The organism is Zemynaea arenosa (assembly GCF_004614185.1).
GTDB lineage: Bacteria > Pseudomonadota > Gammaproteobacteria > Burkholderiales > Burkholderiaceae_D > Telluria > Telluria arenosa.
Genome location: NZ_SPVF01000128.1, coordinates 12,828 through 25,975 on the forward strand (window position 1 = coordinate 12,828; position 13,148 = coordinate 25,975).

The 13,148-nt window shown below is 67.2% G+C and carries 16 protein-coding genes; 5 read left to right on the plus strand and 11 right to left on the minus strand.

Features of this window, described 5'->3' with window-relative positions:
• The first annotated feature begins 34 nt into the window (after positions 1-34).
• A complete protein-coding gene (locus tag E4L96_RS09745) occupies positions 35-514 on the plus strand; it encodes a DUF3016 domain-containing protein (protein WP_135207023.1) in 480 nt (159 codons plus the stop codon).
• A 27-nt stretch (positions 515-541) separates the two neighbouring features.
• Complete coding sequence (locus tag E4L96_RS09750; RefSeq protein WP_135207024.1) at positions 542-1,036, plus strand: DUF3016 domain-containing protein; 495 nt, start codon at positions 542-544, stop codon at positions 1,034-1,036.
• A 93-nt stretch (positions 1,037-1,129) separates the two neighbouring features.
• Here the strand turns inward: E4L96_RS09750 and E4L96_RS09755 are convergent, their stop codons facing one another.
• From E4L96_RS09755 to E4L96_RS09780, 6 genes are all read right to left on the minus strand, one after another.
• A complete protein-coding gene (locus E4L96_RS09755) occupies positions 1,130-2,206 on the minus strand; it encodes a hypothetical protein (RefSeq protein ID WP_135207025.1) in 1,077 nt (358 codons plus the stop codon).
• Between the two features lie 84 nt (positions 2,207-2,290).
• Positions 2,291-2,833, minus strand: coding sequence for a hypothetical protein (locus E4L96_RS09760; protein WP_229414368.1), 543 nt, complete (start codon positions 2,831-2,833; stop codon positions 2,291-2,293).
• Between the two features lie 10 nt (positions 2,834-2,843).
• Positions 2,844-3,425: an RNA polymerase sigma factor gene (locus tag E4L96_RS09765; RefSeq protein ID WP_135207026.1), complete on the minus strand. Its 582-nt coding sequence runs from the start codon at positions 3,423-3,425 to the stop codon at positions 2,844-2,846.
• 77 nt (positions 3,426-3,502) lie between these two features.
• Positions 3,503-4,957, minus strand: coding sequence for a PQQ-dependent sugar dehydrogenase (locus E4L96_RS09770; protein ID WP_135207027.1), 1,455 nt, complete (start codon positions 4,955-4,957; stop codon positions 3,503-3,505).
• A 73-nt stretch (positions 4,958-5,030) separates the two neighbouring features.
• On the minus strand, positions 5,031-6,344 hold the full coding sequence (locus E4L96_RS09775; protein ID WP_135207028.1) for a M20/M25/M40 family metallo-hydrolase: 1,314 nt from the start codon (positions 6,342-6,344) through the stop codon (positions 5,031-5,033).
• A 63-nt stretch (positions 6,345-6,407) separates the two neighbouring features.
• Complete coding sequence (locus tag E4L96_RS09780; RefSeq protein ID WP_135207029.1) at positions 6,408-6,782, minus strand: nuclear transport factor 2 family protein; 375 nt, start codon at positions 6,780-6,782, stop codon at positions 6,408-6,410.
• Positions 6,783-6,899: 117 nt separating this feature from the next.
• Between E4L96_RS09780 and E4L96_RS09785 the strand changes: the two genes are divergently transcribed.
• Entirely contained in the window at positions 6,900-7,895 is a 996-nt protein-coding gene (locus E4L96_RS09785; protein ID WP_229414370.1) for an alpha/beta hydrolase, read from the plus strand.
• A gap of 74 nt (positions 7,896-7,969) precedes the next feature.
• On the opposite strand, the gene E4L96_RS09790 is transcribed toward E4L96_RS09785, so the two are convergent.
• A complete protein-coding gene (locus E4L96_RS09790; RefSeq protein WP_135207030.1) occupies positions 7,970-8,296 on the minus strand; it encodes a hypothetical protein in 327 nt (108 codons plus the stop codon).
• Positions 8,293-9,096, minus strand: a complete 804-nt coding sequence (locus tag E4L96_RS09795) for a hypothetical protein (protein WP_229414372.1) — start codon at positions 9,094-9,096, stop codon at positions 8,293-8,295. Before E4L96_RS09795 ends, E4L96_RS09790 begins: the two co-directional genes overlap by 4 nt.
• 263 nt (positions 9,097-9,359) lie before the next feature.
• Between E4L96_RS09795 and E4L96_RS09800 the strand changes: the two genes are divergently transcribed.
• The gene (locus E4L96_RS09800) at positions 9,360-9,905 is read left to right on the plus strand and encodes a Rhs element Vgr protein (protein WP_220433413.1); all 546 of its coding nucleotides are present in this window, start codon (positions 9,360-9,362) and stop codon (positions 9,903-9,905) included.
• Positions 9,906-9,951: 46 nt separating this feature from the next.
• Positions 9,952-10,497, plus strand: a complete 546-nt coding sequence (locus E4L96_RS09805; protein WP_135207031.1) for a hypothetical protein — start codon at positions 9,952-9,954, stop codon at positions 10,495-10,497.
• Positions 10,498-10,541: 44 nt separating this feature from the next.
• Here E4L96_RS09805 and E4L96_RS09810 read toward each other — a convergent pair whose 3' ends face one another.
• The 3 genes from E4L96_RS09810 to E4L96_RS09820 form a co-directional block, all read right to left on the minus strand.
• On the minus strand, positions 10,542-11,150 hold the full coding sequence (locus E4L96_RS09810) for a hypothetical protein (RefSeq protein WP_135207032.1): 609 nt from the start codon (positions 11,148-11,150) through the stop codon (positions 10,542-10,544).
• Between the two features lie 82 nt (positions 11,151-11,232).
• Complete coding sequence (locus E4L96_RS09815) at positions 11,233-11,964, minus strand: substrate-binding periplasmic protein (protein ID WP_167758646.1); 732 nt, start codon at positions 11,962-11,964, stop codon at positions 11,233-11,235.
• A gap of 59 nt (positions 11,965-12,023) precedes the next feature.
• Entirely contained in the window at positions 12,024-13,133 is a 1,110-nt protein-coding gene (locus tag E4L96_RS09820; RefSeq protein WP_135207117.1) for a trypsin-like serine protease, read from the minus strand.
• Positions 13,134-13,148: the final 15 nt, after the last annotated feature.

Here is a 13,148-nt window from a genome sequence, read left to right on the forward strand (position 1 = left end):
GTATAGTGAACAGACCAAGCGTAAGGAGCGTGATATGAAGAAGATGCTGACGATGCTGGCCGGAGCCACGCTGGCTCTGGCATCCGTGGCGGCGAGTGCCGGAACCGCGAGCGTGACCTTTGTCCATCCGGAGCAATACAAGGATTTTCCGACCTGGGCTGACGATCGCGAGGAACTGCTGAAGGAAATGGCCGGCCATTTCAACAAACGCGCCCGCGCGCTGCCCGCCAACGAGGAGCTGCGCGTGGAGGTGCTGGCGGTCGACCTGGCCGGGCGGCTGCGTCCCAGCCCTCTGCGCATGCACGAGATCCGCGTGATCCGGCCGATCGACTGGCCGACCATGCAGGTGCGCTATACCCTGCTGCGCGATGGCGCCGTGGTGGCGCAGGGCGAGGAGCTGCTGCGCGACATGCAGGCGGTGAGCCGGGCCAACCGTTACTTCTCCGATGACCCGCTGCGGTATGAGAAGATGATGATCGACGACTGGTTCAAGGACCGCATCAGCATGCGCTGAGCGGCGGGACCGGGCTAAGGACCGAACATGACACCAACCCGAATTTCCCTGGCCCTCGCGGGCCTTTTTTCTTTGGCGGCGGCTGCTCCGGCGCGTGCCGGTGAAGCCGTCATCACCTACGTCCACCCGGAGACCTTCTTCGACCTGCCGTTCGCGACCTGGGAGCGGCAGGACATGCTGAAGAACGTGGCTGACCATTTCATCACGGAGGCGCGCCTGCTGCCGCAAGGGCAGGAACTGAAGGTGGAGGTGCTGGACTTCGACCCCGCCGGGCGTCTGCACCCGAGCTTCCGCGGCGGGAGCGAGATCCGCGTCGTGACCGGCCGCGCCGACTGGCCGCGCATGACGGTGCGTTATACCCTGACCGGCAACGGCCAGGTGCTGGCCAGCGGCGAGGACCAGCTCTCCAACATGAACTACCAGATGCGCATCAACCGCTACTGGGACAGCGATCCGCTGCGCTACGAGAAGCAGATGATCGACGACTGGTTCAAGCAGCGCTTCAACATCGCTTCCCGTTGACCTGATCGAGCGCGCAAAAAAAGGCCCGGACCGCAGTCCGGGCCAACAGGTTAACCCTGCATCGCTTGCCCTACGATTTCTTCCGGGCGGTGCTTACTTCGCTTTCAGCTCCGCCAGCACATCTTTCACCGCATAGTCGGACGGCACGGTGAACAGCGCCGCCGCCGGCTCCTCGCGCTTGAGGTTCTCCAGCTTGAACACCCGGTCGCCCGAGCGCGGGTCGCTGTGCTTCGAGTAGACGGTGATCTTCAGGTCGGGCGCGTACCAGGTCTCGTCCGAGACCACGATCGCATTCTTGTTGCCCACTTCGCCCGCCGGGATCTCATAGCTGCGCAGCTTGCCCTCGGCCTTGACGCCGTTGAAGTCGCGGGTGCCCAGGTCTTTGGTGGTGCGGTTGCGCATGAAGCGCGAGTCGCCGAAGGCGTTGGCGATGGCCGGGCCGATGCGCTGCGCGATCTCCGCCGAGCGGACGTCAATGTCCTTGGCCACGCGCACCCGGATTTCCTCGCTCAGCTGGCGCGCGCGCTCGGGGCTCATGTAGTCGCCGCGGTGCACGCGCTTGACCACGATCTCCTCGTCCGGCCCCAGTTTGCCCTCGCGGCGCAGCTGCTCGGATTTCTCACGCGCTTCCTCGCGCGCCTTCTCGGCATCGGCGCGGGCCTGCTCGGCCTTCTCGCGCGCTTTTTCGGCGCTCTTGCGCGCGGCCTCGGCGCTCTTGCGGGCGGCCTCCATCGCCACGCGCGCCTTTTCGGAGGCCAGGCGGTGCATCTCGGAGCTGTCGTTCGGTACCTTGGTCGCGGTCTTCTCGGCTGGCTTCAGGATCCAGGTCGAGGTGTCGTCGCGAATGATGACGGTCTCGCTGCCGCTCCTCTCGTGCACTTCCTGGCGGGTGCGGCCGGCCGAGTCGCGGTAGGTCATGGTCACGACCTTGCTCGTGATCTGGTTCCCGTCCGGGAGCGACTGGCTCGACTCGCTGACCATCTGCGCGCTGTACGGCGCATTCTTGATGTTGCGGCCGTGGATGCGCAGGCCTTCATCGAATACGGTGAGGTTCGGGGTCTCGATGCGAACCAGCTTGCGCGGTTCGCTGTCGGCGGGCGCCTCCTCGGCCAGGGCCGGTGCGAACAGGCCGGCCAGCAGTGCCGCTATGAGCAGGTGTTTGGTCTTCATGATGGTCCTCTTGGTGAATACAGGGTTACTACAGGGCCCGTGCCTCCACGGGAACGGGGTTCGAATCGAATTGGGTTCAGATCGTCATTCCGCGCTGGTCAGGCGCAGCGCCAGCGGCTTGCCGTCGGCGGAGACCAGCATCTCGGCGCGCACCATGTCGCCCGCCGATTCCGGCGACACCGGCAGCCCGGCCGCAGCCAGCGCGGTGCGCGGCAGCTCGGTCTCGACCACCTTGGCATCCGGCGCCGCCTGGATCGACTCCAGCGAATCGAGGGCAATGAAGGCGACGCCGTTGTCGCGCTGGATCAAGGGAGCCGCTGCCTCGCCGACCACTCCGGTCTGCGAGTGCAGCGACAAAAGGAACACCAGCGCCAGGGCCACCGTGCTGCCCACGCCACCCAGCGTGCCCCACTGGCTGCCGGTAAAGCGGTGGTACCAGCGCCGCTTCGGATACTGCCTGGCGAAAGCCTGCAGCAGCTCCTTCTCCACCCCCGGCGGCGCGTTGTGGCCGGACAGTTCGGTGCGCAGCAGGTCCAGATGCAGGCGCATGGTCGAGTCGTCGTAGCCATCGGGCAGGTCGTTGGGCGTTGCGCCGTAGGTCGTATTCGTCGAATTCGTCGTAGTCATGTTCTGTCCTTCATGCCGCGGCGGCCGCGGGGCCGCGCAGCTTTTTCGCCAGGGCCGCACGGCCGCGTGAGAGGCGCGAGCGCACCGTGCCGATGTCCACTTGGCAGATGTCAGCAATTTCGAGATAGGACATGTCGTGCAGCTCGTAGAGGATCACGCAGTCCCGGTAATGCGCCGGCAGCTGCGCCAGCGCGCGCCGCACGGCTTCAGCCTGTTCGTTGGCCAGGATCTTGTCCAGCGGGCCGGGAGCTTCGCCGTCCAGTTCCAGCTCGTCGTCGTCTTCGTCGTCTCCAGCCCGGGTCAGGCTGGCCATCCGGCGGCGCGGTTCCTCATGGCGCAGCACCAGGTTGCGGGCCACGCCGAACAGGAAGTTCTGCAGCTGGCCGCGCAGCGGGTCGAACACAAAGCTGCCGGTCAGGAGGCCCAGGAAGACTTCCTGGACGATGTCGGCGGCCGTGTCGCCCGAACCGCAGCGCAGCAGGGCAAACCGGTACAGCGGGCCCTGGTGGCGCCGGTACAGGGCCTGGAAAGCCGCGGCTTGGCCGTCGCGCATCTGGCGCAGCAGGTCGATGTCGGTGGCGGTCGTGGTCATGGTCGTTATTGGTCTCTCTGACCGTATTGCGGCCAGAGTCCCGGAAAGTTCCAGTTTTTTTTCGACCTTTTTGGCGTTTACTTTTTGACTATCTTGTAAGCGCTGCCGTCCGAGGACAGCATGTATAGCTCCCCTTGGGCGTCCTGTCCAAACGAGACGATCTGCCCGATACCGGAAACACCCCAGTCGGTTGGCTGGGTCGCGCTGCCGCCCGCGTACAGGAAGCTGCGCAGGAAGCCCGCGCAGTAGTCGGAGTACAGATAATGGCCCGTGAGCGCCGGAATCGCATTGCCGCGATAGACGTAGCCACCGGTGATCGAACACACTCCGCCCGTCCCGTGACTGTACTCGAACACTGGCGGCGTGAAACCGGTCGTGGAGCACGCGCTGCCTGAATAGCACCCGGTGCCTTCCATGACATTCCAGCCAAAGTTCAGGCCACCCTGGGTAGCGGAGACGATATCGACTTCCTCGCGCGCCGCCTGGCCGACGTCCGCGATGATCAGCTGCCCGCTGTCGAACGAGAAGCGCCACGGGTTGCGCAGGCCGAGCGCCCAGATCTCCCCGCGCTTGCTGGACAGGGTGGCGAAGGGATTGGAGGCCGGAATCAGGTACGGCGAGGTGACGGACGCCTTGCTCACGTCCAGCCGCAGCATCTTGCCCAGCAGGCTGAGAGGGTTCTTCGCATTGCCGTTCGGGTCTCCAGCGCCGCCGCCATCGCCGGTGCCGAGATACAGCATGCCGTCCGGCCCGAACGCGAGCTGGCCGCCGAAGTGGTTGGTGTAGGTCGGGTGCGCAATACGGATGATCTCGACCGCGCCGGTGCCATTGGCGATGTTGGGATTTCCCGAGACCGTGCGGCGCTCGACCACGATGTCGTGATTGGCGTCGATGAAGTAGATGTAGAAGGCACCGCTGGTGGCGTAGTCCGGCGCGAACGCCATCGAGAGCAGGCCGCCTTCGCCGCCTGTGTACACGCGTGAACTGACGTCCAGGAAGGGCGTGGCCAGCACCGCCCCGTTCTGCACCACGCGGATGCGGCCCGGGCGCTCGACCACGAACTGGCGTTCGTCGCCGGCGGGCGCGGTCAGGTAGACCGGTGCATCGAGCCCGGTCAGGTAGCGGGATACGCCCAGCGCCAGGGCCACGGGACTGTACGTCACATTGACGGTGGCGGTGGCGCCGCCGTTCACGGTGACAGTCTGGCCCGCGCTCGCGGGGACATAGGTGGTGGTGCCCACGGTGACGCTGTTGGCCGTCACGGTGTAGCTGCCCGCCGCCAGGCCAGTCAGCGTGTCGCCCTGCGTGAGGTCCTTGGCGTACCCCCCGGGGCCGGTGATGTGGAGCGCCGGCGCCACACCCGTAGGCAGGCTGGCCACCGTGACCGCCAGGCTGCCCGTGGTGGCGGGCGGAGGCTGGGTGACCGGGCCGCCGCTGCTGCCGCCACCTCCGCCGCAGGCACCGAGGGCAAGGGCCAGGGCGACTGCGGCGGCCAGGGCCAGTTGCTGGAGAGGGGAGCGGGAGGTCTTCATCGCGATGGTCCTTGAGCTGGAGGTTGAACTGGAGCCGGCAGGTACGGGTGAGACGTCAGTGGATGGAAGGGCGTTAGCGCGTGAGACGGTAGATCAGGATGGCAGTGCGGGTGGCGGCGCGCCCGATCGAGGCCGGGTCTAGCTCCTCATTGGGCGAGTGGGCACCGCCGCCGCTCGCGCCCAGCCCATCCAGGCTGTCGACATACGGTGCCACGAACTGGATGTCCCCGGCGCCGCGCTGGCCCGGCGGCACAGCCGTGACGGGACCGAGCCCGGCATCCTGGCTGGCCTGCGAATACACGGCCAGCAGGCGGTGGTTGCCTTCGGTCGGCTCCATCGGCGGATACGAGTCGCGGAACGTAATCGTGGCATCAGTGCCGGGCAGGTGCTGGGCCACGATGGCCTTCATCTTCGCGTGGACGCGGTCGCGCTGTTCGTAGGTCAGGTAGCGCAGGTCGCCCGCCACGGTAGCGGTGTTGGCGATCACGTTGGTCTTGCCGAAGGCGGTGGCGCGGGCGTTGGCCTCGTCGAAGGTGGTCTCGGTGCCGCCCACGATCAGGCCGGGGTTGAAGCTGAGGTCCGCCTCCGGCACTTCGCGCCGGAAGGTGTCGAGGATGCGCGCGGCTTCGAAGATGGCGCCATAGCTGGCGTTGCGGAAGATGCCACTGGAATGGCCCTGGCGGCCGGTCACGTGCAGGTCCCACATCGAAGACGAGCGGCGGCCGATGGTGCCGGTGGCGTGGCCGTCCTTGTCGGTGACGGTGCCTTCGAACGAAAGCGCGATGTCGCTGCGCTTTGCGGCTTCGATCATGTCGCGGCGCGAGATGGATTTCGGGTTGCCCGCTTCCTCTTCGTCACCGGTGAACATGATGGTAATTGTGGTGTTGTCCAGCGCGCCCACCTTGTGCAGGGCGCGCAGGGCTTCGACCACGACCACGTCGCCACCCTTCATGTCGTTGACGCCTTGGCCGCGCACGCGCTTGCCGCGCCATTCCCACTTCTGCACGGGACTGTCCTTTTCGAAGACCGTATCCAGGTGACCGAGCAGCAGCAGGCGCTTGCCCTGCGTGCCTGCGCGCGTGGCCAGCAGGTGACCGGCGCGGTTCACTTCCGCCGGCAGGTCGAGCCAGCGGGTCTCGAACCCCAGGGCCGCGAATTCGCGCATGAACAGCTGGCCGGTCTGGCGCACGCCTGCGTGGTTCATGGTGCCGCTGTTGATATTGACCGCCTGTTCGAGGAGCTTGAGCGCCTCGGGCGCATGCGCCTTCACTTCGGCGGCGATGCGCTGTTCAGTGGAAGAGAGCGTTTGCGCGTGGGCGCTGAGGGCGAAGGCGCCCGCGCAGGCGAGGGCGCAGGCGGTGTGTACGTACTTGTGGAGGCAGGTCATGCTTGGTCGGTGAAGCTCAGTGTCGGGAGCCGACACTGTACACCGAAGGTTGGGACTTAAGACTCAGACCGCGTCGAGCTGTTTGTCACTCACCTGCACGCTGGCCGACTGGATCTTCCCGTCCACCACTTCGTAGATCGCGACCATGCGTACGCTGCCCGTGCCTTCGCCAGGGAAGGTGCGGGTCACGTGTTCGTGGTCGATCACGATATTGCCCATCACCGCACGCTGAATCAGGCGCGCGTGCAGGTTGGGCTCCTGGAAGCGCACGGCCATGCGGGTGCGGATCTCGGTGTGGCCGCGCGCGGCCGGCTTGCCCGGGTGCTCGAACTGCTGCGCGTCTTCGGCGTAGGTGGCGAGGAGGGCGTCGATGTCGCGGGCATTGTAGGCGTCGAGCTGGCGCTGGACGACGGCGGCGGGGGAGGTGTCGAAGGTCATCGGCTGTCGGGTGGCGTTAACAAAGCATTCATAATTGTACGGCTGTGTAAAGCTTTGCGCTGGGGGTAGCCGGCGGGGCTAACATGGCCGCGCTGACAATCCAGTTAAGGAGATGCGATGAACCGAATGCCACTTCAACGCCGCGCACTGGCCAAAATGCTGCTGCCATTGGTGCTGCTGCCGCTGTCGATGTCCCTGATCCAGCCTGCGGGCGCGGGGCCGCTGCGGGACAAGCTGAAGGAACGCCGCGCCGAGCGGCAGGCGGCGCAGATGGAGGATGACGGCGGCCTGGCGGGAGAAGGCCGCGGGGCCCCGGCCACGGTGCCGCCGGGCGTCAATGTGGTGCAGGACGTGGCCTACGGTTCCGGTTCCGCCCAACGGTTCGATGTCTACATGCCGCAGGCAGGCGCACGCAGCGCGCCGGTCATTTTCATGGTTCATGGCGGCGGGTGGAAGCGCGGCGACAAAAACATGAAGTCCGTGGTCGAGAACAAGGCGGCGCGCTGGGTGCCGCAGGGATTCGTCTTCATCTCCGTGAACTACCCGATGCTGCCGGATGCGAACCCGCTGCAGCAGGCGCACGCGGTGGCGCAGGCGCTGGCGGCGGCGCAGCTCAAGGCGTCCAGCTGGGGCGGGGACCCGGCGCGCTTCATCGTGATGGGGCATTCGGCGGGGGCGCATCTGGTGTCGCTGATTGCGTCGTCGCCGCAGATCGTGGCGGCGGAGCGCGTGCAGCCGTGGCTTGGCACCATTGCGCTCGACAGCGCCGCGTACGATGTGGAGGAAGTGATGCAGCACCGGCACTTCAAACTGTATGACGAGGCGTTCGGCACCGACCAGGCGCTGTGGCGGGACGCGTCGCCGCTGGCGCAGCTGAATGCGGCCGGGGCGCCGTTCCTGGCGGTGTGCTCATCGCGGCGGCGTGAGTCCTGCCCACAGGCGCATGGCTACGTGCGCAAGGCCACGCGCCTGGGCACGCGCGCGCAGGTGCTGGAGCAGGACAAGTCGCACAAGGAGATCAACGAGGACCTGGGCGCGCCCGGGGCGTACACCGAGGCCGTGGAGGACTTCATGCGCAGGCTGGATCCCGTGGTACGCGGGTTGCTGCGCTGACGGGCGATGCGGCGCGCGGCCGTGGCCCGGTGGCTATGGAAGAAGGATGGCGCGCGGCGTTCGCGCCGTAGGGCTCAGCGCCCAGCCGCTGCTGGTGCGGTGCCGGTGGCGGGTGGTGAAGGTTCGCGCTTGCGCGTCTTGCGCAGCACGCCGTCAGGGCCGAACAGCGCCACGTACTCGCCCGCACCTGCGGGCGTGGCGTAGTGGTAGAGCCACGTCTCGTACCCGCTATCGAAAGCCACCTTCTTCTCCGGGGCGAGCGCCGCTGCGGCCTGCGCCTTGGTGGTCACGCCGGGCTGCAGCGCCTGGACCAGCGTCGTCTCCGGCACCGAGCGCACCTCTGGCTGCTGCGTCGCGCAGCCCGCGAGGACGAACAGGCACGTCCATGCGATGCGCTTCATTGCACCCCCTCCGCATCGTCCATGTACTCGAAGGTGACCAGCGTATCGTCCGGCCACGAGTTATCCCAGATGGGTGCGAAGTAGCTCCGGTCCAGCATCACCTGGCAGTCGCAGTAGGGCAAGGACTCTCTGGTCTCCCTGCCGCCCGAGTAGAGCATCGCAAACGGCAGCACCTCGGTGCGGCCGGGCGCGTGCAAGGTGACGCCGAAGATCGGCCGGTCCGCGAAGAACAGGTAGTTCCCGTCCGGCGAGCCGCACACCTTGTCGGTGTCGTTGAGGAAGCTGTTGAGCCACGCGAAAGTGGGCGAGGTGTTGGACACCAGCCCCGCGTCCATGCCCACCTTGCATTCGAGGCGCAGGTCGCCCAGGCGGCGCACGCCGGTGGGCAGGCCGGGCGTCTGCACGAGCGCGCGCCAGGTCATGCTGCTGGTTTTGCGGTTGGCGAGGACGGCGGCGTCTTCGTCCCAGGCCTTCTGGTTGCGGGGCACGGTGAAGCTGTTGTCTGGCGCGATGGGCACCGGAATCGAGGCCGAGTTCCCGGCTACGCGCAGGGTGATCCCTTCCATCTTTGTGTTGGGGAGGCGCGGCAGCAGGTGGAAGCGCAGGGTGGCGCGCGGCGCATGGAAGTGTTCGCGCTCGAAGCGCTCCATCCCCTTGAGCATCTTGCGGTAGGACTTATCGACCGGATCGCGCGTGGTCGACACCACCACTGTCCCGGCGGACGTCGGTGGCTGCTGGGCCGGCGCCGCCGTGCAAGCCACGGCCGCCGCCAGCGCAAGAAATAGGCGCATCGCGTTCATACCGCCGATGATAACCACCCCCCCAAAAAGTCGGCGCGCCATTCCCCCGGGGACGTACCCCGCTCCCACACCGGGGTACGTCCCCAGTTCCGGTAATCGTCCTTGATTATCTCGCCACGCGTAATTGCATGATTTGACGGGGTTTTTGAGTATGTCCGTGGCCGGGAACTTTTTTCGCCAAGGTGGATTCCTACAGCTTTAGGGCGGGGTACGTCCCCGCTCTGGGAGCGGGGACGTACCCCGGGGTGGATTATGCTCGGGGCATGGGATTATTCGATCGACGGAGCGGGAGGCGGCTGACCGAGGGGGAGGCGGCGATGGCGCGCGTGGTGTTTGGGGCGGCGCTCGATCCGGAGCCCGTGCGCATTCATGCGCGGGGGTTCTTTCCGTTTGGGCTGCAGCATCGGCATACGGCGGTGACGCCGAACGGTCAGATCTATTTTCCGGCGGCGCATGCGCGGCCAGACTTCGCGCAGGCGTCACCCACGGACCAGCACTGGTTCATGCACGAGCTGGTCCACGTGTGGCAGTACCAGCTTGGCTATCCGGTCATGCTGCGCGGGGCGGTGCGGCTGTTCCTCGGCTATCGCTACGTGCTGGCGCCGCAACGCCGGCTGGGGGACTACAACATGGAGGCGCAGGGCGATCTGCTGGCGGACTACTTCGTGCTGCGCCACCTCGGCGCGCCACAGGCGATGCGGCAACGGGAGTACGCGGATGCGCTGCCGCTGTTCGACACCGTGCTGCAGGACTTCCTGGCCGATCCGGCGGCGCGCATCCACTTGCCCGCGTGGCGCTCGCGCGGCTGACCAGCAGCGCGGCAGCGCGCTTGCACGGCACTGCTATGATGAACGTATGACGAAGAGACCCTCCGCCTTCACCGTGTGCGCGGCAGCGCTCCCGGCGTTAGCCTTCGCTGCCGCACTGGCGCTGGCCGCAGCCAGCGCGCACACGGCGCCGCTGCCCGCCACCTCCTCGCTCGCGCGCGAACTGGCCGCGACCTTCGCCCACGAGCAGGGCGACATCATCGACCCGCGCCAGCCGCTCTCGAAGCAGCTCGCCAGCCTGTTCGCGGCCTCGCCTTCGGAACCGTTGGTCCTGCCGGGGAATCTTCTGCTGGAATCGGCCTGCGCCCAGCGTGGCTGCGATGAGCGGGCCGCCGCGGTGACGGACCGCGCCAGCGCCACCATCGCGGGCATCGCGGCCCGCCACTTCCGCTGCCACCTGGGCAGCCGTGGCCAGACGCAGTGCGACCGTGCGCCGACTTTGACAATCTGGGTGATCCGCCACCAGCGCTCGGCGGCGAGCGAGGCAGCCGTCGTCGCGGCCCTCAAGGACTGGGGCCGCGCCGCCGGCTACGCCAACGAGGACGTGCGCTACATCCGCAGCGCCCTGCGCTAGGCAGCACGTATGCCGGCGCGCCAGCAAGGCACGCCGCAGAAGAATTACAGCGCCGCGACCGCGCTCTGTGCTTCCGGCGCCACCGGAATGTTATTCGCCTGCGCGTATTCGACGGCCGCCTTGGCCGCACTACCCAGCGACTTCAGTGCGAACGGCATGCCCTTGGCCACATACAGCGGCGCCGTGGTGGTGCCGCCCCCGCGCCACTTCTTGCGCAGTGGCTCCAGGTCGCGGTTCATCTTGGTGTACTCGGCCAGACCCACGCCCAGGTTGCGCAGCGCATCAGCGAACTGCTTGCGCGCGCCCTCGTCCAGCGTGGGCTTGGCGGCCAGCGCCTTCTCCAGGCCAGCCAGCGCGTCCATATGGGCAGTGTTGATCTCGTCCAGCGCACCGCGGGTCGCGTCGTTGGTCAGGCCCTTGGCCGCGGTCTGCAGGCGGTCCGCATCGGCCTTGCCGCCCACGGCGGACAGCAGCGCCGTCTCGGCCGCAAACAGGGGCACGGTGGCGGCCACGAAGTTCGGCACCACGTCCGTCACTTTCACATCGGCGCTGCCGACATCGGAGTACTTGGCGCCGCCATTGCCCGGCTGGGCGAAGGCGGGAACGGAAGCGAGCAGCATTGCCGCCGCGGCGGCGATCAGGGTGGTGCGCATGGTCGAACAGGTCTCTCTCAAGGGACGGCGCGTGGCCGCAAAGCGCTAGCTTACCCGTAACCCGGCGTGGCTGGGAAGCCCCTCAGGGCGTGGTCGCGAGATCGTATTTGCGCATGATGCGCGCGTAGGTGCCATCCTCCAGCATCGTGCGCATGGTCTGTTGCAGCCGCGCCGCATCCGCCGCCGGAATGTCGGCCGATCCGCCCAGCCAAGTGGTGGTGGTGCGCAGCGGGGCACTGAAGCTGAATTCCGCGTGCGGGAACACGCGCCGCATCACGCCGGTCGTGATGTCCTGGTCCCCGAACATCGCATCGGCCATGCCGTTGTGGACGAAGCGCAGGCCCTCGGCCACGGTGGCCGTCTCCACGACGCGCGTATAGCCCATCTCGCGCAGGACCTTGACCTGCGCGGAGCCACGCAGGATCGCAATCCGCCTGCCCTTGAGCCGCTCGGGATCGGGCGCGCCGGCACGCGCGGTGTCGGTCACGAACACGAAGCGCTCGTGGTACAGATGCACCAGCCACTGGAAGTCCCGCTCGCGCTCCGGGGACCGGGTCAGCGGGAATACGGCCGTCTGCGGAAAATGCCCGGCCATGAAGAGTGCGCGCTTCCAGGGCACGAAATCCACCTTGCCCTTCAGCTCCGCGCGGCGTAGCAGCTCGTGCACCACCTCCACCAGCGCTCCCGGATGCTCGCGCGACTGCTCCACCGCCAGCGGCGGCAGGTCGGTGGTGGCGATGCGCAGGGGCGCCGCGCCCGCGGCACCGGTCAAGGCGGCTGCGAGCACGACGGACGTGGTGATGAGCTGTTTCACGGCCCAGATGTTAGCCCAGGCCCGCCCCCGTTGTCGATTGCGTCAGGACGCTGTCAATATCACGCGCGGCGGCGGCGCGCCACGCCCATCAGCCCCAGGCCCGCCAGCAGCACAGCCACGCTGCCCGGCTCCGGCACCGAGACGACAGTGATGTTCCCATTGGTGGCCTCGCGCAGGAAGTCCACGTAGGCGCCGGTCAGCACACCGCCGAAATAGTTGCCGAAGGTCCCCGGCGTATCCGTGATCCCCGGGACCGACTCGGTAAAGAAGCTGGTGTTCCCCGCCAGGATGTACTGCCCGTTGCGCACGATGAAGGCCGGACCGCCCGTATCGCCAGCGCTGATGATGGTCTCCTCGTTATTCGCCAGCACCGGGGTGCACACGCCAAACAGTTCGCAGAAGGTGTCCTTGCCGCCGCCGTCGAAGTCCGCGTACCAGACTTCCTGCGGTCCTCCCGCGAAGTCCTGTTCGTCGTCAAGCTCGAACAGGTCCATCACGTTGCCGCCCGCGCGCTTGACCGCGAAATCGGCCATGCCCTGGTAGCCATTGACCCCATCGCCAGAGGCGCCGTAGCCGGCCAGCCGCACCACCTGTCCCTGCGATACCTCGGACCCAAAGATGGCGTACGAGCGCGCGGAGGCCGGTGCGTCTTCCTGCAGGTGGATCACAGCGATGTCGTCATTGAAGCACTGGCTGTTCACGCCCGGCGGGCAGACGCCGAAGCCCTGGTAGTCCGGGTGGATCAGCACCGAACTGGCATTGATGGTGGCCGTGTACGCGCCGCTGGAATTGAAGACCGCCTGCACGATGGTGCCGGGCGCCGAGGGATTGACTGCGGTGCCGTTGCCATTGCTATCGACGCAGTGGCCGGCGGTGACGATGTCGCGGCGGTTCACCAGGGTGCCGGAGCAGATCACGTCCTGCCCGTTGCTGCGCACGTACACGCTGACGACGCCAGAGTACGGCGAGGTGGGCACGTTCGGGTCCACCCGCGCGCCGGGAGAGTCGGGCGGCACGCCGCTCGGCGACCCGGCTGAAATGGCCGGAACAATCGTGGCGCCATTGCCGATGATGCCTGCCTGGGCCGGGACAGCCAGACTGCACAGGAGCGCCGCCAGCACCGCCACGCGATGTTGAACACCGAGCCCGCTTTTAGTGACATTCAGCATTATTATTTTCCTTTA

Coding starts and splice junctions, on each gene's coding strand:
- E4L96_RS09745 (WP_135207023.1), top strand. CDS start 35: ATGAAGAAGATGCTGACGATGCTGGCCGGAGCCACGCTGGCTCTGGCA.
- E4L96_RS09750 (WP_135207024.1), top strand. CDS start 542: ATGACACCAACCCGAATTTCCCTGGCCCTCGCGGGCCTTTTTTCTTTG.
- E4L96_RS09755 (WP_135207025.1), bottom strand. CDS start 2,206: ATGAAGACCAAACACCTGCTCATAGCGGCACTGCTGGCCGGCCTGTTC.
- E4L96_RS09760 (WP_229414368.1), bottom strand. CDS start 2,833: ATGACTACGACGAATTCGACGAATACGACCTACGGCGCAACGCCCAAC.
- E4L96_RS09765 (WP_135207026.1), bottom strand. CDS start 3,425: ATGACCACGACCGCCACCGACATCGACCTGCTGCGCCAGATGCGCGAC.
- E4L96_RS09770 (WP_135207027.1), bottom strand. CDS start 4,957: ATGAAGACCTCCCGCTCCCCTCTCCAGCAACTGGCCCTGGCCGCCGCA.
- E4L96_RS09775 (WP_135207028.1), bottom strand. CDS start 6,344: ATGACCTGCCTCCACAAGTACGTACACACCGCCTGCGCCCTCGCCTGC.
- E4L96_RS09780 (WP_135207029.1), bottom strand. CDS start 6,782: ATGACCTTCGACACCTCCCCCGCCGCCGTCGTCCAGCGCCAGCTCGAC.
- E4L96_RS09785 (WP_229414370.1), top strand. CDS start 6,900: ATGAACCGAATGCCACTTCAACGCCGCGCACTGGCCAAAATGCTGCTG.
- E4L96_RS09790 (WP_135207030.1), bottom strand. CDS start 8,296: ATGAAGCGCATCGCATGGACGTGCCTGTTCGTCCTCGCGGGCTGCGCG.
- E4L96_RS09795 (WP_229414372.1), bottom strand. CDS start 9,096: ATGAACGCGATGCGCCTATTTCTTGCGCTGGCGGCGGCCGTGGCTTGC.
- E4L96_RS09800 (WP_220433413.1), top strand. CDS start 9,360: ATGGGATTATTCGATCGACGGAGCGGGAGGCGGCTGACCGAGGGGGAG.
- E4L96_RS09805 (WP_135207031.1), top strand. CDS start 9,952: ATGACGAAGAGACCCTCCGCCTTCACCGTGTGCGCGGCAGCGCTCCCG.
- E4L96_RS09810 (WP_135207032.1), bottom strand. CDS start 11,150: ATGCGCACCACCCTGATCGCCGCCGCGGCGGCAATGCTGCTCGCTTCC.
- E4L96_RS09820 (WP_135207117.1), bottom strand. CDS start 13,133: ATGCTGAATGTCACTAAAAGCGGGCTCGGTGTTCAACATCGCGTGGCG.